21 protein-coding genes are annotated in these 26,324 nt (G+C 64.5%); 16 read left to right on the top strand and 5 right to left on the bottom strand.

The features are described 5' to 3' along the window. Positions 1–76: 76 nt before the first annotated feature. Entirely contained in the window at positions 77–2,077 is a 2,001-nt protein-coding gene (locus tag ACF8O8_RS11985; RefSeq protein ID WP_004577525.1) for a U32 family peptidase, read from the bottom strand. Positions 2,078–2,290: 213 nt separating this feature from the next. Beyond that, a complete protein-coding gene (locus ACF8O8_RS11980; protein ID WP_004577524.1) occupies positions 2,291–2,671 on the bottom strand; it encodes a RidA family protein in 381 nt (126 codons plus the stop codon). A 136-nt stretch (positions 2,672–2,807) separates the two neighbouring features. Between ACF8O8_RS11980 and ACF8O8_RS11975 the strand changes: the two genes are divergently transcribed. Next, positions 2,808–3,500 (top strand): tRNA (adenine(22)-N(1))-methyltransferase TrmK, encoded by a 693-nt coding sequence (locus ACF8O8_RS11975; RefSeq protein WP_004577523.1) that lies wholly within the window; start codon positions 2,808–2,810, stop codon positions 3,498–3,500. Between the two features lies 1 nt (position 3,501). On the opposite strand, the gene ACF8O8_RS11970 is transcribed toward ACF8O8_RS11975, so the two are convergent. Continuing rightward, positions 3,502–3,762: a DUF2790 domain-containing protein gene (locus ACF8O8_RS11970; RefSeq protein ID WP_010954357.1), complete on the bottom strand. Its 261-nt coding sequence runs from the start codon at positions 3,760–3,762 to the stop codon at positions 3,502–3,504. A gap of 119 nt (positions 3,763–3,881) precedes the next feature. Here ACF8O8_RS11970 and ACF8O8_RS11965 point away from each other — a divergent pair, with 119 nt between their 5' ends. Next, entirely contained in the window at positions 3,882–4,814 is a 933-nt protein-coding gene (locus tag ACF8O8_RS11965) for a LysR family transcriptional regulator (RefSeq protein WP_239607783.1), read from the top strand. A 101-nt stretch (positions 4,815–4,915) separates the two neighbouring features. Here the strand turns inward: ACF8O8_RS11965 and ACF8O8_RS11960 are convergent, their stop codons facing one another. Beyond that, on the bottom strand, positions 4,916–6,067 hold the full coding sequence (locus ACF8O8_RS11960; protein WP_014590771.1) for an acyl-CoA dehydrogenase family protein: 1,152 nt from the start codon (positions 6,065–6,067) through the stop codon (positions 4,916–4,918). Between the two features lie 16 nt (positions 6,068–6,083). Beyond that, positions 6,084–7,157 carry an enoyl-CoA hydratase/isomerase family protein gene (locus ACF8O8_RS11955; RefSeq protein WP_392509752.1) on the bottom strand — a complete coding sequence of 358 codons (1,074 nt, stop codon included), beginning with the start codon at positions 7,155–7,157 and terminating at the stop codon, positions 6,084–6,086. Between the two features lie 328 nt (positions 7,158–7,485). Between ACF8O8_RS11955 and mnxG the strand changes: the two genes are divergently transcribed. The 14 genes from mnxG to ACF8O8_RS11885 all read left to right on the top strand — a co-directional run bounded on the left by mnxG (position 7,486) and on the right by ACF8O8_RS11885 (position 26,319). Continuing rightward, positions 7,486–13,329 (top strand): manganese-oxidizing multicopper oxidase MnxG, encoded by a 5,844-nt coding sequence (gene mnxG / locus ACF8O8_RS11950; protein WP_392509751.1) that lies wholly within the window; start codon positions 7,486–7,488, stop codon positions 13,327–13,329. 18 nt (positions 13,330–13,347) lie between these two features. Beyond that, positions 13,348–15,324, top strand: coding sequence for a cytochrome D1 domain-containing protein (locus ACF8O8_RS11945; protein ID WP_350297975.1), 1,977 nt, complete (start codon positions 13,348–13,350; stop codon positions 15,322–15,324). Beyond that, positions 15,321–15,977 (top strand): SCO family protein, encoded by a 657-nt coding sequence (locus ACF8O8_RS11940; protein WP_392509750.1) that lies wholly within the window; start codon positions 15,321–15,323, stop codon positions 15,975–15,977. Before ACF8O8_RS11945 ends, ACF8O8_RS11940 begins: the two co-directional genes overlap by 4 nt. Further along, entirely contained in the window at positions 15,974–16,639 is a 666-nt protein-coding gene (locus tag ACF8O8_RS11935; protein ID WP_010954350.1) for an SCO family protein, read from the top strand. Before ACF8O8_RS11940 ends, ACF8O8_RS11935 begins: the two co-directional genes overlap by 4 nt. Before the next feature lie 194 nt (positions 16,640–16,833). Continuing rightward, positions 16,834–18,324 carry an ABC transporter substrate-binding protein gene (locus ACF8O8_RS11930; protein WP_061405662.1) on the top strand — a complete coding sequence of 497 codons (1,491 nt, stop codon included), beginning with the start codon at positions 16,834–16,836 and terminating at the stop codon, positions 18,322–18,324. Between the two features lie 12 nt (positions 18,325–18,336). Continuing rightward, a complete protein-coding gene (locus ACF8O8_RS11925; protein WP_010954348.1) occupies positions 18,337–18,978 on the top strand; it encodes a SurA N-terminal domain-containing protein in 642 nt (213 codons plus the stop codon). Positions 18,979–19,227: 249 nt separating this feature from the next. Then, positions 19,228–19,761, top strand: a complete 534-nt coding sequence (locus ACF8O8_RS11920) for a response regulator (RefSeq protein ID WP_019437656.1) — start codon at positions 19,228–19,230, stop codon at positions 19,759–19,761. Between the two features lie 183 nt (positions 19,762–19,944). Continuing rightward, a complete protein-coding gene (locus tag ACF8O8_RS11915) occupies positions 19,945–21,618 on the top strand; it encodes a GspE/PulE family protein (protein WP_392509749.1) in 1,674 nt (557 codons plus the stop codon). Further along, on the top strand, positions 21,602–22,381 hold the full coding sequence (locus tag ACF8O8_RS11910; protein ID WP_392509748.1) for a hypothetical protein: 780 nt from the start codon (positions 21,602–21,604) through the stop codon (positions 22,379–22,381). Before ACF8O8_RS11915 ends, ACF8O8_RS11910 begins: the two co-directional genes overlap by 17 nt. A gap of 1 nt (position 22,382) precedes the next feature. After that, entirely contained in the window at positions 22,383–22,925 is a 543-nt protein-coding gene (locus ACF8O8_RS11905) for a pilus assembly protein (protein WP_104961533.1), read from the top strand. Then, on the top strand, positions 22,912–23,475 hold the full coding sequence (gene pilO / locus ACF8O8_RS11900; RefSeq protein ID WP_010954343.1) for a type 4a pilus biogenesis protein PilO: 564 nt from the start codon (positions 22,912–22,914) through the stop codon (positions 23,473–23,475). The genes ACF8O8_RS11905 and pilO overlap by 14 nt, the downstream gene beginning before the upstream one ends. After that, the gene (locus ACF8O8_RS11895; RefSeq protein ID WP_274146031.1) at positions 23,475–23,981 is read left to right on the top strand and encodes a hypothetical protein; all 507 of its coding nucleotides are present in this window, start codon (positions 23,475–23,477) and stop codon (positions 23,979–23,981) included. The genes pilO and ACF8O8_RS11895 overlap by 1 nt, the downstream gene beginning before the upstream one ends. Then, positions 23,978–25,843, top strand: a complete 1,866-nt coding sequence (locus ACF8O8_RS11890) for a secretin N-terminal domain-containing protein (protein WP_350297968.1) — start codon at positions 23,978–23,980, stop codon at positions 25,841–25,843. Before ACF8O8_RS11895 ends, ACF8O8_RS11890 begins: the two co-directional genes overlap by 4 nt. Then, positions 25,840–26,319 carry a type II secretion system protein gene (locus ACF8O8_RS11885; RefSeq protein WP_014590786.1) on the top strand — a complete coding sequence of 160 codons (480 nt, stop codon included), beginning with the start codon at positions 25,840–25,842 and terminating at the stop codon, positions 26,317–26,319. Before ACF8O8_RS11890 ends, ACF8O8_RS11885 begins: the two co-directional genes overlap by 4 nt. Positions 26,320–26,324: the final 5 nt, after the last annotated feature.

Genomic DNA, 26,324 nt, shown 5'->3' with positions numbered 1-26,324 from the left:
CGGGTAAACCCGCTCCTACACCTGATCGGGGTGGACACACATCGGTTTAGCGGCCAAGAGGCCCTGCCCGGCGAACTCAGTGCGGTCCGCGTGGGATGGTCTTGAGCAAGTCTTCGGGGCTGATATGCCCCACCACCTGGGCCACCGCGCTGCCCGGGGTCGGCAGGTCGATGATGTGGCTCTTCATCTTGCCGATCACATGCATCTCGCACGGCTTGCAGTCGAACTTCAGGGTCAGTACTTCGTCACCCTGAATCAGCTGCATCGGTGCCACCTTGGTACGCACGCCGGTCACGCCCTTGGCCTGCTTGGGGCACAGGTTGAAGGAGAAGCGCAGGCAGTGCTTGGTGATCATCACCGGCACTTCGCCGTGTTCTTCATGCGCTTCATAGGCCGCATCGATCAGTTGCACACCGTGGCGGTGGTAGAAGTCGCGGGCCTTCTGGTTGTATACGTTGGCCAGGAACGACAGGTGCGACTCGGGGTACACCGGCGGTGGCGTGGTCTCGGCCTTGCGCCCGCCACGCGGATGCGCCTGCACGCGTGCTGCAGTCAGTGCCTCGATGGCTTCGCGGCGCAGGGCCTTGAGCTGCGAGTTGGGAATGAAGTACGCCTGTGGGGCATCCAGTTCGATGCGGTCGGCGTGGTACAGGGTGGTGCCCAGCTGGCCGAGCAGGTCGTGCAACTGCTCCAGTGCCTGCTGCGGCTTGTTGGCTACGCCGAATGGGCCGTCCAGGGCCACCTGCACGCTCACGCCTTCTTCACTGCTGAGGGTAAGCATCAAGCGCTGCTCGCGCAGGACCGCGTGCCACTCCACGCCGACCCGGCGTTCGGAGGAGGTGCGTTGCAGGGCCTGTTGCCAGTTGTGGTCGAGGTTGCGCGACAGCGGGTGGTTGGGCCGCAGCTTGTGCAGGCCTTCGGGCATTTCGTTGGGTTCGACGCGATAGCGGTAGCGCTTCTGGCCGTCTTCTTCGAATTCGCCACGCGGTTCGGCGATGTTGGCGCGGAAGCCCACCACTTCGCGCTTGACCAGCACATTGAGGCCGTCGCCGTTGGTCAGCGGTACGTCGGTGACCACTTGCATGTCACGCTTGCCGACCTTTTCCACTACGCCCACCGGCAGGCCGGTGAAGGTTGGCGAGTCGAAGGCGCCGATATCGACCTTGCGGTCGGTCACGAAGTAGTCGGTGCTGCCGCGGTGGAAGGTTTTATCCGGGTCGGGCAGGAAGAAGTGTTGGGTACGGCCACTGGACGCGCGGGCGTACTGAGGGCGGTCTTCAAGGATGGCATCGAGCTCTTTGCGGTAATGGGCGGTGATGTTCTTCACATAGCCCATGTCCTTGTAGCGGCCCTCGATCTTGAACGAGCGCACGCCGGCATCGACCAGGTCAGCCAGGTTGGCGGTCTGGTTGTTGTCCTTCATCGACAGCAGGTGTTTCTCGAACGCAACCACGCGGCCCTGGTCATCTTTCAGCGTGTAGGGCAGGCGGCAGGCTTGCGAGCAATCACCACGGTTGGCGCTGCGGCCGGTCTGCGCATGGGAAATGTTGCATTGGCCAGAGAACGCCACGCACAGCGCGCCGTGGATGAAGAACTCGATGGCGGCATCGGTTTCGGCGGCGATGGCGCGGATTTGCTGCAGGTTCAGCTCCCGCGCCAGTACCAGTTGCGAGAACCCGGCCTGGTCGAGGAACTTGGCCCGTTCCAGGGTGCGGATGTCGGTCTGGGTGCTGGCATGCAGCTCGATTGGCGGGATGTCCAGCTCCATCACCCCAAGGTCCTGCACGATCAGCGCGTCAACGCCGGCATCGTACAGCTGGTGAATCAGCTTGCGCGCCGGTTCCAGCTCGTTGTCGTGCAGGATGGTGTTGATGGTGGTGAACACGCGTGCATGGTAGCGATGGGCGAACTCGACCAGCTCGGCGATATCGCTGACTTCGTTGCAGGCGTTATGGCGCGCGCCGAAGCTCGGGCCGCCGATATAGATGGCGTCAGCGCCGTGCAGGATCGCTTCACGGGCGATGGCCACGTCACGGGCAGGGCTGAGCAGTTCCAGGTGATTCTTTGGAAGGGACATGTCGTTATATTTTCGGGCTGTCACGGTTTAGGCGGGCATTGTAGCGGTGAAACGGGCTGGCGGCATCATTGGGGTGCCGAGAGGTGCGGGATTGGCTGCGGGTACGCGCAACTGTGGGAGCGGCCTAGCGTCGCGAAAGGGCCGCAGAGCGGCCCCGGCGATTTTGCGACCAATCAGCGATGTCGGGGCGCTGCGCACCCCCACAAGCGCAGCTCAGCGCTTGGCAGCCATCGCCGTCACTTCTACACGCATGCCTTCAAAGGCCAGTGAAGCCACACCCACCGCCGCACGCACCGGCCAGGGCTTGCTGAAGAAGCGCTGGTACACCTCGTTGAACGCTGCGCGGTCGGCCATGTCGGTCAGGTAGATGGTCAGGTGCAGCACGCGGTCCATACCGCTACCGGCCTTTTCCAGGGCCACTTTCAGCGCCTGCAGGGTGCATTCGCTCTGCTCGACGATGCCGCCCAGTTCCAGGCTGCCATCGGCGTGGGTCGGGATTTGCGTGGTGACCAGCACGCCGTTGTACTCGGCAACGTCCGAGGAAATCGACTCGGCGTCCGGGTCCGGGGTGTAGATGATGTCTGCATGTGCCATGGTGTGTCTGCCTTGCAACGTAAGGAAAACGGCAAGCCTACGCGAGCACACCAGCCCGGTCGAGGGTGCCTCGGCGTTTGAAATGCGCGGCGTTCGCCGTCAGAATCGCGGGCGATTGCAAAACCAGAGGTTTACGTTGAACGAACAGACTTTGTCCAGGCGCCTGGAGCGTGTGGCCGCCCATGTGCCACAGGGCGCGCGCCTGGCCGACATTGGCTCGGACCACGGCTACCTGCCGGTGGCCTTGATGCTGCGTGGCGTGCTCGAGGCCGCGGTAGCGGGTGAAGTGGCGCAGACGCCGTTCGCCTCGGCCCAGCGCAATGTGCGCAGAAACGGCCTGCAAGCGCAGGTAACCGTACGCCTGGCCGATGGGCTGGCAGCGGTCGAGCCGCAAGACCGTATCTCGGTGGTGAGCATCTGCGGGATGGGCGGCGACACCATGTGCGAGATACTCGAAGCCGGCAAGCAGCGCCTTGGCGGCGTCACGCGCCTGGTACTGCAGCCCAATGGCGGTGAGCGCGAACTGCGCCAGTGGCTGGCGGGTAATGGTTACCAGATCGTCAGCGAAGAGCTGCTGCGGGAGAACCGCTTCGACTACGAAATCATCGTCGCCGAGCCGGGCAGGGGGGTGTATAGCGCTGAACAGCTGTACTTCGGCCCCGTGTTGATGCAGGAAAAAAGCGAGGCGTTTGTAGTCAAGTGGCGGCGCATGCTGCGGCAGAAGCAGCAGACCCTGGCCAATTTCCAGCGGGCCCGCGATGCGGTGCCTCAGGCGAAGATCGACGATTTCAATCAGCAGGTGGGCTGGATCACCCAAGTGCTGGCCTGACTCACTGCTGCGAGCAGTTGCCCATTTCCCGGTAGTCGATTTCGCGCTTCTGGCCCTGATGGTCGACGTACACCATGTGTGCGGTGCCTACCTGGCAGTCGGCGGCGTTGCTGGCCGGCGTGATGGAGATGACCTTGGCCACGTCCAGCGGCATGCCGTATTCATATTGGCTGCTGACTGGCTGGTTATTGCCTGCATCGGCAAAAGCACCGAACGAGGCGAAGGCAGCGGTAATGGCAAGGACGGCGATCGAGCGTTTCATGACAGGCTCCTTTTTTAATGGATGGCTAATGATCTATTCATTGGTCATCCACAATAAATGGGCTAAACCGTGATAGATTCCTGCCTTTAATGCAGGAATAAAACAAGGAGCACCCCTTCATGGACATGCTGCATGCCATGCGTACCTTCACCCGGGTGGTGGAATGTGGCAGCTTCGCTGCAGCTGCCAATGCTCTGGATATTTCTGCAGCGCAGGTTTCGCGCATCGTCGCCGAGCTGGAGAACCAGCTGCAGACCCGCCTGCTGCACCGCACCACCCGGCGCCTGCGCATGAGCGAGGCGGGTGAGCGGTTTCTGGAGCGTGCGCGGCAGATCATGCTGCTGACCGAAGAAGCCGTGGGCGAGGCGCGAGGGGCGCACCTTACGCCTCGCGGCCATCTGCGTTTGCACTGCCCGCACGGCATGGGGCTGTTGCTGATGCCGCTGGTGGCCGGCTACAACACGCTATACCCGGATGTGGTGATCGAGCTGACGCTGTCGCAGCGCAACCCCGACCCGCTGGCCGAAGGGCATGACGTGGTGATCACCGTGGACGGTGCGCTGCCGGATTCGCAGCTGATCGCTGTGCCGCTGGGCAACATTTTCAGCATCCCCTGCGCGGCCCCCGGTTACCTGGATACCCACGGTGTACCGGAGCGCCCCGAAGACTTGCACGGCCATCGCTGCCTGCGCATGGCTTACCCGATGTACGAAGGCGACTGGGTGTTCCCGCAAGGGGTTGACCAGTGCGTGATTGCGCCGAATGACAGTTTTTCCACCAACGTTGCCGACGCCATGCTGGTGGCCAGCGAGCTGGGCATGGGCATTGGCCTGCTGCCGTTCTACACCGCCAGCGAGGCGATCGAGCAGGGGCGCTTGCGCCGGTTGTTGGCACCGTATCGGTTGAGGGAGAGTGCGCTGTATGCGATGTATCCGTCACGCCACTACCTGGACGCCAAGGTGCGCACCTGGATCGACTACCTCAAGGAGCAGTTGCCGGCGCTGTTCGAGGGGCATGCCAGGGTGGTGGATGACGCGCGGTATTGGCGCTGAGGCGAGAGGGTCCTGTGGGAGCGGGCGCGCCCGCGAACACCGGCAAAGCCGGTGCCAGCCACAGCGTCGCCCGCGCCCCCAAGAACCGCGTTGCCTTTGCGTTACAGCGGATAGTTTTTCAATTCCCGCGCAATCAGCATCCGCTGGATCTCGCTCGACCCTTCATAGATCTGGGTAATCCGCGCATCCCGGTAGTAGCGCTCCACCGGGTAATCTTCCAGATAGCCGTACCCACCATGCACCTGGATGGCCATCGAGCACACCCGCTCGGCCATTTCCGAAGCGAACAGCTTGGCCTGTGACGCTTCCGACAGGCACGGCTTGCCGGCACTGCGCAGGCGGGCGGCATGCAGGATCAGCAAACGTGCGGCGTTCACCTGCACCTGCATGTCGGCCAGCAGGTTGGCAATGCTCTGGTGTTCGTTGATCGGCTTGCCAAACTGTATGCGGTCACGCGAGTAGACCAGCGCCGCTTCGAATGCGGCGCGGGCGATGCCCAAGGCCTGGGCGGCAATGCCGATACGGCCGCCTTCGAGGTTGGACAGGGCAATGGCCAGGCCCTTGCCACGCTCACCGAGGATATTGGCGGCAGGAATGCGGCAGTTGTCGAAGGTGACCGCGCAGGTATCGGAGGCGCGAATGCCCATCTTGTGTTCGCTGCGGTCAACCTTGAACCCAGGGTTGTCGGTGGGCACCAGGAACGCCGACAGGCCTTTCTTGCCCAGCTCCGGGTCGGTCACTGCGAAGACGATCGCCAGGCCGGCACGGCGGGCGTTGCTGACGAACTGCTTGGCACCGTTGATGACCCACTGGCCATCCACCAGCTCGGCGCGGGTGCGCAGGTTGTGCGCCTCGGAGCCGGCCTGGGGCTCGGTCAGGCAGAAGCAGCCAATCACCTCGCCGCTGGCCAGGCGAGGCAGCCACTGCTGTTGCTGTTCGGCGGTGCCGTAGGCCAGCAGCGGACCGCAACCTACCGAGTTGTGGATGCTCATCATCGCCCCGGTGGCGCCGCAGCCGGCGGCGATCTCTTCCACGGCCAGGGCATAGGCGACATAGTCGGTGTAGCTGCCGCCGAAGTCCTCGGGCACCACCATGCCCAACAGGCCCAGTTCGCCCATCTTGCGCACCACGCCATCATCGATCCAGCCGGCCTTTTCCCAGGCCTGGGCATGGGGTGCGATTTCGCCGCGGGCAAAGTCCCGGGCCATGTCGCGGATCATGATCTGTTCTTCGCTCAGTTCGAGGTCTTGCATCTGTGTACTCCCGGGCTCACAGGCCTTCGAAGAATTGTTCGACCCGCTGGCTTTGCAGCGCGGCCAGGGTCGGCGGGTTCCAGCGGGGCTGCTTGTCCTTGTCGATGATCAGGGCACGCACCCCTTCGATGATGTCGCCGTGCTGGAACCACTGGCGGTCCAGGTGCAGTTCCATGGCAAAGCAGTCGTCAATGCCCAGCTCGCGCCCCCGGCGCAGCATCTCCAGCGTAACCGCCATGGCCAGAGGCGAGCGGGTTTCCAGCTGATCGGCGGTGGCCACCGCCCAGGCGTGGCTGTCGCCAAGGCTCACCGCACGCAGTTGCTCGACGATGGCTGGCAGGTCGGGCAGGGCGAAGAAGTGGTCGATGGCCGGGCGCAGCTTTTCCAGTGGCGCGTCACCCAGTACCTGGGTACCGAGCCTGGCCAGCAGGTTTTGCAGGTCCTTGAGCGGGTGGTCGCTGAAGTCGAGCTGGTCGAGGCCCTGGTCGAGGGCGGCGAGCTGGTCGCTGGCCAGGTACCAGTCGGCCAGGCGGCAATACAAGGCGTCGGCCGCCTGGATCTGGGCACCGCTGACACCCAGGTAGATGCCCAGCTCGCCGGGGATACGCGAGAGGAAGTAGCTGCCGCCCACGTCCGGGAAGTAGCCGATGCCGACCTCGGGCATGCCCAGCCGGCTGCGCTCGGTGACCACGCGCAGGTCGCAGCCCTGGGCCAGGCCCATGCCGCCACCGAGGGTGAAGCCGTCCATCACCACCAGTATCGGCTTGCGGTAGCGGTGGATGACCAGGTCGAGGGCGTACTCTTCGACGAAAAAGGTTTCATGCAGCGTGTCGCCGGCCTTGAAGCTGTCGTACAGCGAGCGGATATCGCCACCGGCACAGAACCCCTTGGGGCCTTCGCCGCGCAGGACCACGGCGCGTACGTGCGGGTCGTCGGCCCACTGGTCCAGGTGCTGACGCAGGCTGCGCACCATGTCCAGGGTCAGGGCATTGAGACCGGCTGGGCGGTTCAGGGTCAGGTGGCCGATCTGGTTACGGACCTCGGCCAGTACATGGTCGGTTGCTGCCGGGGTATGAGCGTGTGCAGTCATTGCGTTCTCCCTGCTTTGTTATTGATTTTCCAAGTGAAGTCTGGAGTTCGCTGGAGGATCGCAGGATCCTGGCATGCGAATTTGCCTTGCACAATCGACAATTGTGCAAGGGTACCGTGCGTTTTTACCTTGTGTGAGGCCAGCGCGCGCTTGTGAAGCTGCCTTTGCCCCCACGGGATTCCGTCCCCCGATTCGGGGGAACCTGCTGGGGGATCCTCCCCAATCCGTTGCGGTTGATCGTACAAGTTATTGATTAATATTGAATTTTTCTTCTGGCACACACCTTGCTCCAGCTCCCCGCAGAGATCCTGTGTCCCGGAGGTGCAGCATGTCGACGCCGCTCAAAGGCCCCATCCTGTCATCACTTGTACTGGCCTTGCTTGGCTGGGAAGCAACCAGCGAGGCGGCTGTGCAGTGCCAGCGCACCCTGGTCGCCAACGTGGTGGCACTGGACCAGCCACTGATGTTCAACCGCCTTGGCGCGCAAAACGCCAACGGCATGATGTTTGCCCTGCGCGAGGATGTGGTGGATGACAAGCTCGTCCCGCTGAGCATGGGCGGGGCCGCGGTACCGGGCAAGGTCACCCTGCGCCCGGACAAGCGCCCGCGGCCTATCGTGCTGCGCGTGGCGGCCGGTGACTGCCTCACGGTCAACCTGACCAACCTGCTGGATTACAAGGCGAACCCCAACAAGCACGGTATCGAGGCTGAAGAGCCCGAGGGTGAGGAAGAGGGGCCGGAGGTTGAAAACGAAGGCGGCGAAGGCTTTGTCGCCGACGAACAGGTGGCTGAGCGTATGGTCGGCTTCCAGGTCAACGGGATGCAGGCGGTGAACAGCATTGCCGATATTTCCGCCTATACCGGGCGTAACAGTAACTTCTTCGTCAGCCCCGGCAGCACCCGCAGCTACACCCTGTATGCCGAGCGCGAAGGGGCCTTCGCCGCCACCAGCAAAGCCGCTACGTTCGGCGGCGAGGGCACGGCGGGCAACGTCTCCAACGGCCTGTTCGGCCAGGTGGTGGTCGTGCCCAAACTGGGCCGTACCTACCGCAACACCCTCACTGAAGAAGAAATGCGCCTGGCCACCACGGGTCGAACCGCCACCGGCCAGCCCGTGATCGATTACGAAGCCCGTTATCCGCAGGTCGAACCGTGGATCGCCGAAGGCAAGGCCGGCAAACCGATCATTGCCATGGTCAACGGCAACGAGATCATCAGCAGCGAAACCGATGCCATCGTCATGGGCCCCAACCCCGACGGCAGCTTCCCAAAATCCACTTACCCGCTGGAAAGCGCGGGCAAACGCAACCCGGCGCTGCCCAACCGACTGGAAGCGTTCCGTGATTTCGCCTCGCAGTTCGCCGACGAGGTTGCCGGTACCCAGGCCTTCCCTGGCTACTGGGCCGACCCTGTGATGGGCCACGTGCTGGAGCCGGCGCGCGATTCGTTCATGATCAATTACGGCTCTGGTGGCATGGGTGCCGAAGTGGTGGCCAACCGCTTGGGGGTGGGCCCGATGCACGACTGCCTGTCGTGTGCTTATGAAGAGTTCTTCCTCAGCGCCCACACAGTCGGCGACATAGGCACCCTGGTGGATGTACCGGCCAACGTCGGCCTGGAACACATCCGCCCGGGCGAGGTGCCACCGGCCAGCGCCGTCGGGGTCAAGGCCAGCATGGCTCTTTACCCTTCAGAGCCTGCCAATGTGCACCACAGCTATATCGGTGACTTCACCAAGTTCCGCAACACCCACAACGGGCACGAGCAGCACATCTTCCACTTGCACGGCCACCAGTGGCTGTTCAACCCCAATGACGACAACTCCGACTACATCGATGCCCAAGGCATCGGCGCCGGCGTCGGCTACACCTACGAAATCGCCAACGGTGGTTCGGGCAACCGCAACCGCGTTGCAGGCGATGCCATTTACCACTGTCACTTCTACCCGCACTTCGCCCAGGGCATGTGGGCCATGTGGCGGGTACATGACGTGTTCGAAGAAGGCACGCGCCTGGAGGTAAGCGGGCAGGGCGAGAATGGCTTCCACAGTATCCCGTTTGCCCTGCGTAGCGGTAAGCCGGCCGTTGGCGCCCGGGCCCTGCCCGATGGCGAGATCGTTGCCGGTACGCCGATTCCGGCCATCGTGCCGTTGCCCGGCAAGGCCATGGCGCCCATGCCCGGCAAAGTCGTGGTCGTGCCCAAGCTTTCCGAAGCATTGGTTGCCGCCAACGATGATGACCACGAAGACGAGGATGATGACGACCACGCCAGTGAGGCGCCCGTGCGCAAGGCCGTGGGCTCGCTGGCGCTGGTTGACCGCACCGAGGCCAACCGCAATGCCGACGGTACGCTGAAAAACCCAGGCTACCCGTTCTGGATCGGTGGCATGGAAAGCAGCGTGGGCAACCGCCCGCCAACCCCGCCCCTGGACATGCTCGACCCGGCCCTGGCCCGGCAACTGAAAGACAGTGGTAAAGCCCTGTGGGCCAACCTGGATGCGAACCAGGTCGATGGCTGGGACGGCGGCCTTGGCCGCCATGCACTGGACGGCGTCTCCGCCGGTGGCGTAGCGGATACCACCACCACCAAACTGGACTTCACCAAGGTCGTGCACAAGGCCAAGCCCATCTACCTGCCGGAAGAGGGCACCGATGTCGAGCAGGCAGCCATGCAGTTCCACGCCATGGGTGAACACCCCAGCTATGCATTGATCCCCGGCAGCCAGCCAGTGGCCAGTGCGTTCCGCACCAACGGCGCCTTGCCGACTGCGGGTGCGCCGTTCTACGAGCCCTGCATGGATGACCGTGGAAAACGCCTGACCCAGTCTTCCGGGGTTGGGGAGTTCAACAGTGGAGAGAGCCTGACGGGCGTGAACTTCCGTGGCGCCTCGGCCTTCACTGCCGACCGCCCACGCATCTACAAAGGGGCCAACATCCAGTTCGACGCGGTGTACAACAAAGTGGGCTACCACTTCCCTCAGGCACGCATCATTGCCCTGTGGGAAGACGCCTGGCCGGTCATTACCAAGCAGCGCCCGCCAGAGCCGCTGGTGATGCGCATGAACACCTTCGACTGCGCGATGTACCAGCACACCAACCTGATCCCGAACGTCTATGAGATGGACGATTACCAGGTGCGCACCCCAACCGACGTGATCGGCCAGCACATCCACCTGCCCAAGTGGGACCTGACCGCTGCCGACGGTTCGGCCAACGGCTGGAACTATGAAGATGGCATTCTCTCGCCCGGTAGCGTGGTCGAGCGCGTACAGGCCATTCGGACTTACAACGGTTGCACTGATGGGGATAGCCGCGATGGCACCGCTGCCTGCCCGAAAGCCAGACAGCACCCGTACTTCGGGCGCTTTGGTCGCGCCGACTGGCTGGGCGCGCGTACAGCCATGCAGCGCTGGTTCGCTGACCCGCTGGTGAACGTGCATAACGTCGACCGTGGCCTGGGTACCATCTTCACCCATGACCACCTTGGCCCATCGACCCACCAGCAACTGGGTCTGTACGCCACCGTGCTGGCCGAACCGGCCGGCTCCACCTGGTACCACGCCGAAACCGGCGAGCAGTTGTACAACCCGGCCACGCGCCAGGACGGCGGCCCGACCTCGTGGCAGGCGGTGATCAAGACCGGCGACCACGATGGCGACGGCAAGAACGACAGCTACCGCGAGTTCTTCCTGGAGTACAGTGACTTCCAGCATGCCTATGAAGCTGGGGTGTACGTAGGCGCAGGGCCGGACGGCATTCCCAATGCCCAGTCGTACCCGGCCACTGCCGACAGCTTCCGTTACGCCATCAACCCGCCCGTGCGCGGCAAGGCGTCGAACCTGCTCGAAGCCATCGTCGAGAAACGCGGCGGTCTCAACCCGGGCTGCCCAAGCCGGCCATGCCCGCAGGCGATCTCGGTGGATGACCCGGGGATGTTCGTCGTCAACTACCGCAACGAGCCGCTGGCCCTGCGCGTGTATGACCCGAACAAGGTCGGCCCGGACGGCAAGCGTGGCATGCAGGCCGACGGCCTGGCCGGCGACCTCAGCTATGCCCTGCAAACCCGTACCGACCGCGCCATCCCGGCGATGAACCTGTCGCCATCGGCGATCACCTCGGCAGTCGGCCCTACCGGCGGCACTACGCTGTTCCCGCCGCATATCAACACGGCTGGCGCCGAGCCGGGCGACCCGTTCACCCCGTTGCTGCGTACCTATTCCGGCGACAACGTACGCCTGCGCATGCACGCCGGTGGCCATGAAGAGGAGCATAACGTCACCCTGCACGGCGTGAAATGGCTGCAGAACGGTTCTGGCTTCGGTAGCAGCTCAAACTCGGGCTGGAAGTCGTCGCAAATGATCGGCATCTCCGAGCAGTTGGGCTTCATGGCGCCGGTGTCGATGATCTCCAGTTCGGCAGCCACCAACGGCGACTACCTGTACTCGCTGGACGCCGCCCTTGAAGGCTACTGGAACGGTATCTGGGGCATCATGCGCAACTACACCGCGCAGCGTGCAGACCTGTTCCCGCTGCCCAACAACCCGCAGCCGGTGGCCATGCGCAACACCGTGAACTTCAACGGCATCTGCCCGAAAACCACGGCCAACCCTAACGGCATCGGCACCCGTACCACGGTCAAGCGCAACTACGAGATCGTCGCGGCGCTGGCCAACGACATCCTCGAAAACCGTAATGGCGTCAGCATCAATGACCCGGCGGGCATCGGCCAGCATGTCGGTGGCGCGCTCAAGGCCAACGGCGGCACCCTGGTGTTCAACAGCCGTAGAACCGCCATCCCGCTGGTGAGTGGGGTAGACCCCGAAGATGGGGAGCCTTTCACCATCGGTGGCCACAGTGCGCCGCTGCATGACCCGACCGCGATCCTGTACGTGCGCAAGGCTGACCTTGATGCCACCACCGGCAAGCTCAAGGCGGGTGTCCCGGTAGAGCCGCTGGTACTGCGCGCCAATGCCGGCGACTGCATCAGCATCACCCTGGAGAACCGCTTGCCACTGGTGATGCCCGACCTGCCGAGCACTGCAGTGATGCACAACGTGGTCAAGCGTGACCGCTTCGACAGCGAAGGCTCCACCGCCTTTGCCAACAACCTGATGCGGCCGTCCAGCCACGTGGGCCTGCATGCGCAACTGCTGGCCTACGACATCACCAAGTCAGACGGTGCCAACGTTGGCCTGAACCCGGTGCAGACCGTGCCACCACGTGCCGGCACCAGCGGCGCTTACCCGACCAAGGAGTACCAGTACTACGCCGGCCACCTGGAGCGTGAAGGCAAACCGGTGTCGCAGCTGGGCCGCACAGTGGACAACATAAACACCACGCCTATCGAGTTCGGCGGCCTCAACCTGACCCCGTCAGACTTCATCAAGCAGCCGCAAAAAGGCCTGGTGGGCGCCATGAGCATCCTGCCGCAAACCGCCACCTGGACCGAGGATACTGCTACCCGTACCCAGGCCACGGTGAAGGTCAGCGGCCAGCCGGACTACCGCGACTTCGTCACGGTGTGGCAGCGCGCACTGAACATGCGCTGGGCCGATGGTCGTCCGGTAGAAGGCATCAATACCGAAGGCAACGGCGCTGCCGGTGATCCGCAAGACAACGGCAACATGGCGGTCAACTACAAGACCGAACCGTTGTGGCTGCGCTTCGGCATGGCGCCCGACTCGCCATTCGGCCGCGCCAATGGCCTGGGCTTTGGTGATGTACCCAACGCCCACATGGCCTACGCCAACGCCCTGGTCGGTGGTGACCCGCAAACCCCGGTGCTGTACGCCAAGCCTGGCCAACCGGTGCGCAACCATATCGTGATGCCCAGTGGTGGCAGCCGCGGCATGGTCTACCAGCTGGACGGGCACGTATGGCCACTGCACAACTACCAGGCCGAGAAGAGCGATGCGGACGGTTACCCGATTAGCCTGCCTGGTATCGGTTCGGTGCGCTTTGGCTACAACCCGATGGCCATGTACATCGGTGCGCAGGAAAGCGTACTGCCAGCGGCTCACTTCAGCTTCATGCTGCCGAGTGCCGGCGGTGCGAACGCGGTGGCGGGTGACTACCTGTTCCGCGACTACGCCGCCTACGGCAACCTCTCGGGGCTGTGGGGGATCTTGCGGGTGACCAACGAAGCGCCGCCGGCAACGGCCCCGGCGCAGTGACGGAAGGGGAACGCGAGCATGAACAAAAAGACTCGCCCTGCTTACTTGGGGGTAGTGCTGGGGGTAGCGCTGATCGGCCTGGGCGTGGCGTACGAAAAGCTATGGTGCGACCCGCGCGAGCTGTTGCAGGAACGGGGCGGCTCGCAGGCCTTGCACCGGCTCAGCCGGGACGGCGTGAACGTGGAGTTCGAGGCCCGGCCATTAGCCGGCGGCGAACTGAAGGAGGGCGGCTTCGCCAACATCCGCTTCAAACTCAGCGACCAGACCAGTGGCCAACCGCTGTCGGGCATGGCCCCGGGGGCGTGGATCGACCCGGCACAGTCGGCCCCGGCCGGGGACCGCGAGCAGAGCTGCAAGGCGCGGGTGGCGCTGTTTCTCAAGAGCAGCATCGGGGCCCGGCCGCTGCTCGACCTGAACAGCTACTTCTTGCTGATGCTGAACAATGACGCCAGCCTGACAGTGATCGACCCGACGGTGTCGGTGGGGGGCGTGACCAGCACCATGGCGCGCATCGAGCTGCCAGGGCGGCCCATGGACTGGGCGGCCACCAGCGACGACAAGCAGGTTTTCGTGTCGATACCCGAGCGGGGCAAGGTCTCGGTGATCGATACCGAAACCTTCACCCGCGTGGCCGACCTGGACGCCGGCGACCAGCCGCTGCGCGTGGCCCTGCAGCCGGACCAGCATCGGCTGTGGGTTGGCAACAACAGCAGCGACCCGGCCAAAGGTGGGGTAACAGTGATCGACGTGCCGGGGCGCAGCGCCATGAAGCACTTCAACACCGGTACCGGGCACCACGAAATCGCCTTCAGCGCCGACTCGCGCTATGCCTACGTCAGCAATCGCGACAGCGGCACCCTGAGCGTCATCGACATCCCGGAAATGCGCCTGGCCAAGACCATCAAGGTGGGCCCGCACCCGCTGTCGGTCAGCTATTCGGCGCTGTCCCAGGCCGTGTACGTGGTCGATGGCGAGGAGGGCAGCGTACGGGTGTTCGATGCCCGCAGCCATCAGTTGCGCCACACGGTCCAGGCTGAACAGGGCCTGGGGCCGATGCGCTTCAGCCATGATGGCCGCTACGGCATCGTGCTCAATACCCTTGAGAACCAGGCACTGGTCATCGACGCCAGTACCGACAAGCTGATCCACCACATCCCGGTGGCGGCCGAACCGTACCAGCTGACGTTCACCAAAGGCTATGCCTATGTGCGTGGCCTGGCCTCGCCGAAAGTGAGCATGATCAATCTGGCCAGCCTGGGCGAGGGGCGTTCGCCCATCGTGCAAGGCTTCGAGGCTGGCCCCGCAGCACCGCGCCAGGCCGGTGACCTGCCACTGGCCCAGGGGCTGTCGGTATCGCGTGATGACAATTCGGTGTTCGTGGTCAACCCGGTGGACAACACCACCTACTTCTATGCCGAAGGCATGAATGCACCGATGTCCGGCTACAACAACCGCGGTCACCAGGCCCGCGCCGCCATCGTCGTTGATCGCAGCCTGCGCGAAGTGGCCCCCGGGGTGTATGGCTCGACAGTGAAGCTGCCCGCCGCCGGCAAGTTCGACGTTGCATTCCTGCTCAACCAGCCGCAAATCATTCACTGCTTCAGCACCGAGGTGGCCGCAGGGGCCAGTGCCAGCGAACGCAAAGGTGCGCGTGCCGAGTTCATCGGCCTCGACCAGCCGCTGCCGCAGCACAGCGACTTCACCGCGCGGGTGCGTATTGTCGGTGACGACGGGCAGCCGCGCCTGGGCCTGAACGACCTGAGCCTGCGCTACTTCCTGGCGCCATCGTCGATGCCGCGCAACCTTCGGTTGCAAGAGGTGGGCGAGGGGGTCTACCAGGCGGCGCTGAACTTGCCTGAGGCCGGCGCCTGGTACCTGCATGTGCAGTCGCCCTCGTTGGGGCGCAAGTTTGCCGAAGAAAACTACACCAGCCTGCGCGTTCTGCCGGCTGCTGCAACCAACGCTTCCCAGACTGACGTGAGGAATGTGCGATGAACGCCAAGCCTGCTTGCACACTGTTGGCCCTGAGCCTGGCATTCGCCAGCCACCTGGCCATGGCCCACGCCGGTCACGAGCATGACGGCCATGCCGGGCAGCCCCCGGCGGCGCACCAGGAAAAGACCAGTGTGCGTTTTGCCGATGTGTCGCTGCTGAACCAGGACGGCATGCCGGTACGCCTGGAGAAAGACCTGGTGGGTGACCATCTGGTGGTCATGGGCTTCATTTACACCAGCTGCACCACGGTATGCCCGGTGGTGTCGTCGATCATGGGCAAGGTCCAGCAGCAGCTGGGCGGCCGGGTAGGCGAGGAGGTTCGCCTGGTGTCGATCAGTGTCGACCCTCAGCGTGACGACGCCAAGCGCCTGCAAAACTATGCCAAGGCATTCCAGAAAGGGCCGGGCTGGAGCTGGCTGACCGGTACCCCGTACGCCATCACCGAAACCCTGAAGGGGCTGGGCAGCTTCAACGCCGATCTCAGCCAGCACCCGCCGCTGATACTGGTGGGTGACGGGCGTAGCGGGCACTGGACGCGTTACTACGGCTTCACCGACCCGGGCGTATTGATCGAAGAAATCAACCGCCTCAGTGCGCGCCGGGTACATGCCAAGAGCACCGCCATTGCCGACCATCACGAGGTGCAACCATGAGCACTGCAACCTCCCACCGCGCTGGCATGCGCGCATTCGACTGGCTGGTACTGGGTGGCTGCCTGTGGATCCTCACGTCGGTGGCGTTCGCCCACGAAGGCCATGCGCCGCAAGCCCCCGAGCCGCAGCCAGCACCGCAGGCGATGGCCAGTGGTGGCGGTACCCGCGACGCCAAGACCTGGTTCACCGACACCGTGCTGAAGGACCAGAATGGCCGCGAGCTGCGCTTTTACAGTGACGTGCTCAAGGACAAGGTGGTGATGCTCAACGTGATCTTCACCCATTGCACCGATGCCTGCCCGTTGATCACCCGCAAGCTGCGCGAGGTGCGCGAGGCCATGGGGCCAGCCCTGGCCGCCCAGGTGACCTTCGTGTCGATCAGCAGTGACCCGCTGAACGACACCCCCGAGGCGCTGAAGGCGTTCGCCGCCAAGCAGGGGGTGGATGGGCCGAACTGGTTGTTCCTGACCGGTGACAAGGCCAATGTCGACCTGGTGCTTGGCCGTATAGGGCAGTTCCTGCCGAGTCCCGAGCAGCATTCGACGCAGCTGATTGCCGGTGATGTTGCAGGTAAACGCTGGAGCAAGATTCGCCCGGATGCACCGCCAGCGGCGATTGCCCAGCGCATGCAGCTGTTGACCCAGCCGCTGGCAGGTCGGTGAGTATCATGGGCCGCCTGGTGAGTTGGCCTCTGTGGCATCCGCTGTTGTGGGAGCGGCCTTGCGTCGCGAAAGGAGCGCGCAGCGCTCCCCTCTTTCTGCGCTTGAGCTGCCACTGCCGGGGCTGCTGCGCAGCCCTTTCGCGACGCAAGGCCGCTCCCACAGGGCTTGCGATATGGCTTACCTGCGTGCTTGGCATGGCAACTTCGACCTCAGCCCTGGCCCTGGACCTGACCGACCACGAACAAGCAGGCAAACGCCTTTACCGCGAGGGCGTCTCCAGTAGCGACGCTCAATTGCAAGCCCGGGTCGGCGCCAGCGATATCACAGTCCCCGCCAGCGTGCTGCCCTGCGCCAGTTGCCATGGCAACGACGGCCGTGGCCGTGCCGAAGGCGGTGTGCGCCCCCCCGGCCTCGACTGGCAACGCCTGGCACTCGGTCAGGGCCCGCGCGAGGCCAACGGCCGCCGCTATCCGGCCTACACCGACAGCAGCCTGGCGCGGGCCATCCAGCAGGGCATCGACCCGGCTGGCAATCGCCTCGACCCGGCCATGCCACGCTTCGAACTGACCTTGGCCGACCAGCGCAACCTCACCGCCTATCTCAAACGCTTGGCCGATGAACGCGACCCTGGTGTGGAGGAGGGCGTGCTGCGCCTTGGCACGCTGCTGCCCGCGAGCGGTCCGCTGGCCGAAGCCGGGCAGGTGGTGCGTGCCGTGCTGGAAGACGGCGTGGGTCAACTCAACCAGCAAGGCGGCATTCACGGGCGGCGCCTGGAACTGGTCGTACTAGACCCAGGTTCCGACCCGGTCAGTGCCGAACGCGCCTTGCAACAGTTGCTCGAGCAAAAGCGGGTGTTCGCCCTGATCGCGCCATTGGCGCCCATGCTCGACCAGCGCCTGACGACCTTGCTGGCGCCACAGAACGTGCCGATGGTCGGCAGCACCCCGCGCAGCGGCGGCAGCGCACAGGTCTTCGACCCGCTACCCGGCTTGCCCGAGCAATTGCTGAGCCTGGCAGAGCACGCCCGTGTGGCGCTGGGCCTAGCCCCGGATGAGTTACGTGTGGTGTATGCCGGTAACGAACACGCCGCGTTGGCCGAGCAGGTGCGCGAGCGTTTACGACAGCAGGGCTGGGCGCCACCCGCTATCCAGGCGTTCGACGGCCAGGCGGTGGACGGGCAGGGCATCGTCTTCCTTGGCCGCGCCCAGGCCTTTGCCGAGTTGGCGGCGGCGTTGCAGGTGGCCGGCCGCGAGCCCTACCTGTTCGCTGCTTCCAGTCAGGTAGCCGGCGCTGTGGCGCGCTTGCCGGCGCAGTGGTCGCAGCGGCTGTTTCTGGCCTACCCCTACGTGCCTGAGGACTGGACCGAGCAAGGCCTGGCTGCGCTCGCCGGGCTGCAGCAGCGCCAGGGCCTGGATCCGCGCCAGGCGTCATTGCAGGTCAATACGTTATGCGCGTTGCGCCTGCTGAGCGAAGCGCTGAAGCAGATTGGACGGGATGCCAGCCGCGAGCAACTGATTGCTGCGCTCGAAGGCCTGCACGATGTGCCCACCGGCCTGACCCCGGCACTGGGCTTTGGCCCTGGTCGCCGCCAGGGCATGGCAGGTGCCCATGTGGTGGCGGTGGCCCTGCCCGGGCCACGCTTTACTTCGGTCAGCCCCTACCGGCCAGTGCCGGCCAGCCCTTGAGCGGAGGTTGTCATGCGGATCGTGTGGTTGTGCCTGTTGCTGGTGCTGACCAGCGTGAGCTGGGCCGATGTGCCGGCGGCGCGGGTCAATGGTGTCGAGATCGGGTTGATGCGCCTGGAGCGCTACTTCAGCGAGTACCTGGACGCCCAGGGTAGGGCGGTGACCAGCATCCGCAACCCAGGCCTGTATAAACGCCTGCGCGACCAAGCGTTGGACGAGCTGATCGACAAGGAGCTGTTGTGGCAGGAAGCGCAACGCCAAGGTATTGCTGTCAGCGATGAGCAAGTGTCGGCGCAGGTTGGCGAGATCGAAGCGGCATTTGGCAGCCCGGCGTTATTCGAAAGGCGACTGGCAGAGGCGGGCTTCGACAGGGCGCAGTACACTGAATACACCCGGCATGAGATGGCGGCCCAGCAAGTGTACGCCCTGCTCAGCGCAGTCGACGCGCCGAGCGAGGGCGAAGTGGAGGCATTTTTTGATGCCAACCAGGACAGACTGCAAGGAGCGCAGAACCAAAGTGATAATCCATTGGTCATACGCGAACACGGCCTGGCCTTGGCTCGGGCAACGCTCATCGGGCAGCGGGAGGCGCAGGCGCGCCAATCCGTGCGCCAACGTTTGCGCGAGTCCGCTAAAGTGGAAATCGCCGACTGAGGCCGTTGAGGGCGCTTCCCCCAATGCTGGGGAATTAAGGTTTGGCAATGTGCCATCATTTTCCCCGCTTGTGGGGAACGGGTTGGGTGTGCCTGTTCAGCGTCTGTCGGTTGCTGGCCGGCACCTTAGTAAAATCAGTGGCTTACAGTGGTGCAACATGACTATTCACGCCTGGCACGAAGCCTGCTCAAGTCTCTACAAGGGCGTACTTCGCAGACCGGGGAACCGGGCAGTACTTGGGAGTCGACCTTGGTGAACAGAGTATTGGTAGTCGATGACGAACAGACTCTTGCGCAGAACCTGCAAGCGTATCTGCAGGCGCAAGGCCTGGAAGTTCATGTTGCCCACGACGGTGCCAGTGGTATCGAACAGGCTGAAAGCCTGGCACCGCAAGTAGTTGTGCTGGATTACCGCCTGCCCGACATGGAAGGTTTTCAGGTTCTGGAGGCTGTACGCAAGAACAGGCAATGCCACTTCGTGCTGATCACCGCCCACCCCACCGTCGAGGTGCGTGAGCGGGCCGCCGAACTCGGAGTGAGTCACGTCCTGTTCAAGCCGTTCCCACTGATGGAGCTGGCGCGTGCGATCTTCGACCTGCTGGGCATCGAGCGCCGGCGCAGGGCCACGGACAACCCGGCCGAAGGGTTCGTCGAACGACGCCAGAACAGGAACGAATCGTTCCCCCTGCAGTTGTACGATGGAAGCTGGGTGTTGGCCGACCGCCGCCGTAACGGCGCCAAGCCACCAGGGCCCGACGACGATCAACTGCTCACAGGGGAATAGCGGCGCCCGCACCCCTGGCCGAGCCAGCCTGCGACGCGCCCCTGAGCGGAGTCGCAGGCCATGCCAGAAGCATTCGATGCAACCCCGGAATCTGCAAAGCCTGCACCGACGTCTTCGCGGGCATGCCCACTCCCACAGGATGTATGCAGCCCACAGACCTGTGATGTACCTGTGGGAGCGGGCATGCCCGCGAAGAACCCAGCAAAAATTTCCGCCTACCCCCGCGACCTCCTGGCCCAGGCCCGTCTGCAAGCCACTGACGAGCGCCTGCTCGACTGCCTGGAACGCCTGGCCTGCGACACCCCCGACACCTTCACCCGGCGCCTGGGCCTGACCCTGCATTACCCGGTACTCGACAGCCACAGCCTGCTGGCCAGCACCCCACGCTTCGACAAGGTGGCCTTGGCCCAGTGCATCAAGCGCGAATGTGTACTGATCGAGCAAGGCGGCCAGTTGCTGGGCGTGTTCGCCGACCCTTTCGACCCCGCTCGCCTGGCCTGGATCGACGACGTACTGCAAGGCGCGCCGCTTTACCTGGCCCACGCCGCCGACCTGGCCACCTTCCTGGCCCGTCATGAAGAAAGCTTCCACGCAGTCGATGCCCTTGACCACGACGCCGAAGCCAGCAGCGAGGGAGACCCGCTGCAACGCCTGTCGCTGGCCAGTATCAGCGAAGACCAGAGCCGCGTGGTCAAACTGGTCAACTCCACCCTGTACGACGCCCTCAAGCTGCACGCCAGCGACATCCACCTGGGCATGACTGGCCAGGGCCTGACCATCAAGTACCGCATCGACGGCGTGCTCAACGGTGCCGGCAAGGCCAGTGGCAGCGCCTTCGCCGACCAGGTGATCTCGCGCATCAAGGTCATGGCCGAGCTGGACATCGGCGAAAAACGCGTGCCCCAGGACGGCCGCTTCAAGGTGGCCGTGGGCGACCGGCAAATCGACTTTCGGGTGTCGATCATGCCTAGCATCTTCGGTGAAGATGCCGTGCTGCGGGTGCTCGACAAGCAGGACTTGTCCGACCGGGTCAGCGGCGTGCAGCTGCAAGCCTTGGGCTTTGCCGACGAGACCTTGCGCGCCCTGCGCCGGTTGGCGGCAGAACCCTACGGCATGATCCTGGTTACCGGCCCTACAGGCAGCGGCAAGACCACCACCCTGTACGCCATGATCAGCGAGATCAACCATGGTGTGGACAAGATCATCACCATCGAGGACCCGGTCGAGTATCAATTGCCCGGCGTGTTGCAGATCCCGGTCAACGAGAAGAAGGGCCTGACCTTCGCCCGCGGCCTGCGCTCGATTCTGCGTCACGACCCGGACAAGATCCTGGTCGGCGAAATCCGTGACCCCGACACGGCCCAGATTGCCGTGCAATCGGCGCTCACCGGCCACCTGGTGTTCACCACCATCCACGCCAACAACGTGTTCGACGTGATTGGCCGCTTCAGCCAGATGCAGGTCGACCCCTACAGCTTCGTTTCCGCGCTCAATGCGGTACTGGCCCAGCGCCTGATTCGCCTGGCCTGCCCGCACTGCGCCACGCCCTGCGAACACGATGACGACACCCTGTATGGCTCAGGCTTGACCCGCGAGGGGGTGGCCGGCTGGACGTTCGTCCGCGTCAAGGGCTGCGGCCACTGCCGTGGCAGTGGTTACCGCGGCCGCAGTGCCATTGCCGAACTGCTGCACCTGGATGATGACCTGCGGCAAATGATCGTGGAGCGCCGCCCGCTGGCGCAGATCAAGACGCTTGCCTGCCAGCGCGGCCTGCGCCTGCTGCGGGCCTCGGCTCTGGACCTGGTCCGCGATGGCCGCACCACCCTTGAGGAGATCAACCGTGTCACATTCATCTGACCGTTACTGCGCCGTATTGGGCGCCGAGGGTGTCGGCCTGGGTCGCTGCCACAAGAACCACCACCAATGGCTGGGCAGCCGCGCATTCAGCAGCGACGCCACCCAACCGACCTGGGATGCTGCTGTTGACGGGCTGGCCGCACTGCTGGCCGAGCATGCGGTACGTGGCGCCCAGTTGCGGGTGCTGCTGTCGGCCCGCTACAGCCGCTTCTGCCTGGTGCCCTGGAGTGACGCCATCGGTCACCCTCGCGAGCTGGACGCCTATGCCCGCGCTTGCTTCGAAAACCTCTACGGGCAGCCGTTGGACGACTGGCGAATCGTGCTGTCACCGGAGCCTGCCGGTGCCGCCCGCATCGCCACGGCGCTGCCCGAAGCCTTGCTGCAGCGGCTGCAGGCACTGGGCCGGGAAAGCCGCCTGAGCCTGCGTTCGGTGCAGCCATACCTGATGGCTGCCTACAACCGGTGCTGGGCACAGCTGGAGCAGGGTGACTTCCTGTTCGTGCTGGCCGAGCCGCGCCGCAGTGTATTGCTGCTGGCCGCCGGCGGTGCCTGGCAGCAAGTGCTGGCGCAAGGCTGCGCTGACAGCGACCAGGCCCTGCAGGCACTGATCGAGCGGACCTGTGAGCTGTACGGCGAGCACCTGCCGCGGGTGTACCTGCATGCCCCGGGCCGCTGCGACGTGCCGCAACTGGCGGCGGTGCAATTGTGCCAGCCGGCCAGCGAAGCCGACCCGCTGTGCGCCATGTGGCGGGCGGTGGCCTGACATGCGCCGCCTCGACCTGGAATTCCAGCCACGGCGCAGCGGCCCGTTGGTTTGGTCGCTGCTCGTCCTTGCCAGCGCCATGGTCGCCGGCCTGGTGCTGCTGCAGCAACGCTTGCAGACCGAGCAAGTGGCGCTGGAAGCCAGCGTCCATAGCCTGGAACTGCAACTGGGCCGGCGCCCGGCCATCGCACAACCCAAGAACAGCGCTGCCAGCCGGGAGCAGGCTGAGCGCCTGGCACAAATGCGCAGTGTGTCGCAGCAACTGCAACGCCCTTGGCAGCAACTGTTCGCCATGCTTGAAGCCATGCCGCAGGACGACGTCGCGCTGCTCGGCCTGACGCCGGATGCGCGCAAGGGCCAGGTGCGCATTGCCGCCGAGGCACGCAACCTCGAGGCGATGCTGCAGTACCACCAGCGGCTGGAAGCCAGCGACGAGCTCAGCGACGTGTCGCTGCTCAACCACGAGGTGCTCGCTGCGCGGCCCGAGCACCCGGTGCGCTTCACCCTCACCGCCACCTGGGAGACCGGCCATGCGCGCCCTTGAATCGTTCAGCAGCCTGATCCTCCAGGAGCGCCTGCGCGTTGTCGGCCCGGTAGGCCTGGCTGCCGTAGCCGTAGGCCTGCTCGCCATTGGCGTGGGGTGTGCCGGCGTGCTGCCGCAATGGCAAAGCGTACGCGAACTGCGTGTCACCGAAGCGCAGGCCAGCGAACAGGTAGGGCGTGTCAAGCGGGGTGAGCTGAAGATTGCGGTCCAGCCCGAGCAGCAGGCCCTCGACAGCCTGCGCCAGCAACTGCCTGGTCAGCCCCAGGCCAGCGAGTTGATCGAGCGTCTGTACCGTCTGGCCAGCGCCGAGCGCATCAGCCTGGCCCGCGGTGAATACGCGTTGGGTATCGACCCCAAGACCCAGCTGGCCCGCTACCAGATCGTGCTGCCAGTGCGCGGCAGCTACCCGCAGATTCGCGGCTTTATCAAGGGCCTGCTCAAGCAACTGCCGACGCTGGTGCTGGAAGACCTTGAGCTGCAACGCAAGCGCATCGGCGACAGCGAGCTCAATGCCCGCCTGCGCATGACCCTTTATCTGTCGAGGTCGTGATGAACACACAACGTGCAGTCATCTGGGCCGGCTTCCTCGGCGTGAGCGCGGCGCTGGCCTGGGCACCGGACCATTGGTTTGGCCAGGACGATGGCGTCGCGGCCTTCGCGGGTAAACCCGCTCCTACAACAGAAAGCGCTGCGTCCATTGTAGGCGCGGGCTTGCCCGCGAAAGGGCCGGAACAGGCCTCCCGCGACCTGTTCCCAACCCAGCAATGGACGCAACCCAAAACCCTGGCCACGGTCACCGAACAACCCGTGATGACCGCACCTGTCGTCGCCGCGGCCCCGACGGCTCCGGAACTGCCTTTCCAGTTCATCGGCCGCATGGGTGACCGCGACGACCTGCAGGTTTTCCTGCAGAGCGGCGAAAAACTCTACGTCGTGCGCCAAGGCGACGTGATCGAAGACACCTATCGCCTCGATCGGGTATCGGCCAACGAGCTGAACCTGGTCTACCTGCCTTTGCACCAGTCGCAGACCTTGTCTGTCGGGAGCGCACCATGAAGTCGTCAAAGCTGTGCAAGCCTGCTCCGTTTCTGCTCGTGGCGCTGTGCGTGGCCATTGCCGGTTGCGGCTCCAGTGCGGTTCGCCAGGACAGCGACCAGTTGATGAAAGAGGGCCAGTACGAGGCCGGCATCGCTCGCCTGGAAGAGGCCCTGCGCGACGATCCGCGTGATACAGAGCTGAATATCGCCCTGGCCCACAGCCGCCAGGCGGCGGTCGAGGCCCTGATTGGCCAGGCCGACAGCGACCGCGTCCGCCATGACTTCGCCAATGCCCGGATGGGCTACGGCCGGGTGCTCACCCTGGAGCCGAACAACCGCCGCGCCCAGGAAGGCATTCGCCAGCTGGAGCTGATCCGCACCCTGGACGAACGCATAGCGCTTGGCCAGGCGGCGCTGCGCCAGGGCGACCTGTTCGGTGCCGAACGCTACATGCGCGAAGTCTTGCGTCTGGACCCGCAGAACCAGAAGGGCATGACCCTGCGCAGCGACATCGAAAACGTGCAGGCACGCACCGCGCAGCCGTACCCGCAATTGCGCAGCAAGCTGGAGCGGCCGGTCACCCTGGAGTTTCGCGATGCCAACCTGAAGACCATCTTCGAAGTGCTGTCGCAGGTGGCCGGCATCAACTTCATCTTCGACAAGGACCTGCGCCCGGACATGAAAGCCACCATCTTCGTGCGCGAGGTGCGCATCGAGGACGCGATAGCGCTGCTGCTGGAGCAAAACCAGCTGCGCCAGAAGATCGTCAACGACAACACCGTCATGGTCTACCCCGATTCGCCGCAGAAGACCAAGGACTACCAGGAACTGGTCATGCGCACGTTCTACCTGACCAGCATCGACGCCAACACCGCGTTGAACATGGTCAAGACCATGCTCAAGACCCGCGACGTGTTCGTTGACGAGCGCCTCAACACCCTGACCATGCGCGACACTTCGGACGCGGTGCGCATGGCCGAGAAGCTGCTGCAGTCGCAGGACCAGTCAAACCCCGAGGTGGTGCTGGAAGTGGAGGTGATGGAGGTGGCCACCTCGCGCATCCTCGACCTTGGCCTGCAATGGCCCAACACCTTCGGCGTGCTGAGCGACGATGGCAACCCGGTCAGCGTGCTCGACCAGCTCAAGGGCATCAATTCCAGCCGCATCAGCATTGCGCCTGCGCCGCAGGCCAAGATCAACGCCCAGGACAAGGACATCAACACCCTGGCCAGCCCGGTGATCCGCGTCAGCAACCGCGAGCAGGCGCGCATCCACATCGGCCAGCGGGTACCGATCATCAGCGCCACCTCGGTGCCGTCGACCCAAGGGCCGGTCATTACCGAGAGCGTCACCTACCTGGACGTCGGCCTGAAGCTAGAAGTGCAGCCCACCGTGCACCTGAACAACGAAGTGGCGATCAAGGTGGCGCTGGAGGTGAGTAATGCCACCCCGCTGGAGGCCACCCGCCAGGGCACCATCCCGGTCCAGGTCGACACCCGCAACGCACAGACCAGCCTGCGCCTGCACGACGGCGAAACCCAGGTGCTGGCCGGCCTGGTGCGCAACGACCACAACGCCAGTGGCAACAAGATTCCCGGCCTTGGCGACATCCCGGGCCTGGGCCGGCTGTTCGGCAGCAACAAGGACGACATGAGCAAGAGTGAGCTGGTGCTGGCGATCACCCCGCGCATCGTGCGTAACCTGCCGTACCAGAGCCCGTCGGACATGGAGTTTTCCACGGGCACCGAGTCGGCCATGCAGGTGCGCCAAATGGCGCCACTGCCGCCGATGGACGTGCCTGGTAATGCACCGACCACCGATGAACCGGTCGTGGACAGCCAGATGGCGGTCGCCCCGGTCAACGGGAGCCCCCGGCCATGAACGCCCGGCGTCGCATGCACGGCTTCAGCCTGATCGAGGTGGTGCTGACCCTGGCACTGCTCGGCTTGCTCGCCAGCATGGCCGCGCCGCTGACCGAAACGGTGGTACGCCGCGGCAAGGAGCAGCAACTGCGCGAGGCGCTGTACCAGATTCGCGACGCCATCGATGCCTACAAGCGGGCCTTCGACGCCGGCTACATCGAGAAGCGCGTCGATAGCAGTGGCTACCCGCCGAACCTGCAGGTGCTGGTAGAGGGCGTGCGCGATGTGCGCAGTGCCAAGGGCGCCAAGTTCTACTTCCTGCGGCGTATCCCGCACGATCCGCTGGTGGCGGCAAAGGATGAAGACGAAGGCGGCTGGGGCCTGCGCGCCTACGACAGCAGCCCCGACAACCCGCGCGAGGGCGAAGACGTGTTCGACGTGTATTCCAGGGCCCGCGGCAAAGGCCTGAACAATATCCCTTACGGGCAATGGTGACAGCC

Source organism: Pseudomonas sp. TYF_14, from assembly GCF_043105275.1.
GTDB classification, from domain to species: Bacteria; Pseudomonadota; Gammaproteobacteria; order Pseudomonadales; family Pseudomonadaceae; genus Aquipseudomonas; species Aquipseudomonas alloputida.
Note: the sequence above shows the minus strand (reverse complement) of the source record. Positions and strands in the feature narration are given on the sequence as shown.

Coding starts and splice junctions, on each gene's coding strand:
- ACF8O8_RS11970 (WP_010954357.1), bottom strand. CDS start 3,762: ATGAAACGCTCGATCGCCGTCCTTGCCATTACCGCTGCCTTCGCCTCG.
- ACF8O8_RS11895 (WP_274146031.1), top strand. CDS start 23,475: ATGAACACACAACGTGCAGTCATCTGGGCCGGCTTCCTCGGCGTGAGC.
- pilO (WP_010954343.1), top strand. CDS start 22,912: ATGCGCGCCCTTGAATCGTTCAGCAGCCTGATCCTCCAGGAGCGCCTG.
- ACF8O8_RS11980 (WP_004577524.1), bottom strand. CDS start 2,671: ATGGCACATGCAGACATCATCTACACCCCGGACCCGGACGCCGAGTCG.
- ACF8O8_RS11925 (WP_010954348.1), top strand. CDS start 18,337: ATGCGGATCGTGTGGTTGTGCCTGTTGCTGGTGCTGACCAGCGTGAGC.
- ACF8O8_RS11985 (WP_004577525.1), bottom strand. CDS start 2,077: ATGTCCCTTCCAAAGAATCACCTGGAACTGCTCAGCCCTGCCCGTGAC.
- ACF8O8_RS11960 (WP_014590771.1), bottom strand. CDS start 6,067: ATGCAAGACCTCGAACTGAGCGAAGAACAGATCATGATCCGCGACATG.
- ACF8O8_RS11905 (WP_104961533.1), top strand. CDS start 22,383: ATGCGCCGCCTCGACCTGGAATTCCAGCCACGGCGCAGCGGCCCGTTG.
- ACF8O8_RS11885 (WP_014590786.1), top strand. CDS start 25,840: ATGAACGCCCGGCGTCGCATGCACGGCTTCAGCCTGATCGAGGTGGTG.
- ACF8O8_RS11965 (WP_239607783.1), top strand. CDS start 3,882: ATGGACATGCTGCATGCCATGCGTACCTTCACCCGGGTGGTGGAATGT.
- mnxG (WP_392509751.1), top strand. CDS start 7,486: ATGTCGACGCCGCTCAAAGGCCCCATCCTGTCATCACTTGTACTGGCC.
- ACF8O8_RS11890 (WP_350297968.1), top strand. CDS start 23,978: ATGAAGTCGTCAAAGCTGTGCAAGCCTGCTCCGTTTCTGCTCGTGGCG.
- ACF8O8_RS11940 (WP_392509750.1), top strand. CDS start 15,321: ATGAACGCCAAGCCTGCTTGCACACTGTTGGCCCTGAGCCTGGCATTC.
- ACF8O8_RS11915 (WP_392509749.1), top strand. CDS start 19,945: ATGCCCGCGAAGAACCCAGCAAAAATTTCCGCCTACCCCCGCGACCTC.
- ACF8O8_RS11955 (WP_392509752.1), bottom strand. CDS start 7,157: ATGACTGCACACGCTCATACCCCGGCAGCAACCGACCATGTACTGGCC.
- ACF8O8_RS11930 (WP_061405662.1), top strand. CDS start 16,834: ATGGCAACTTCGACCTCAGCCCTGGCCCTGGACCTGACCGACCACGAA.
- ACF8O8_RS11945 (WP_350297975.1), top strand. CDS start 13,348: ATGAACAAAAAGACTCGCCCTGCTTACTTGGGGGTAGTGCTGGGGGTA.
- ACF8O8_RS11935 (WP_010954350.1), top strand. CDS start 15,974: ATGAGCACTGCAACCTCCCACCGCGCTGGCATGCGCGCATTCGACTGG.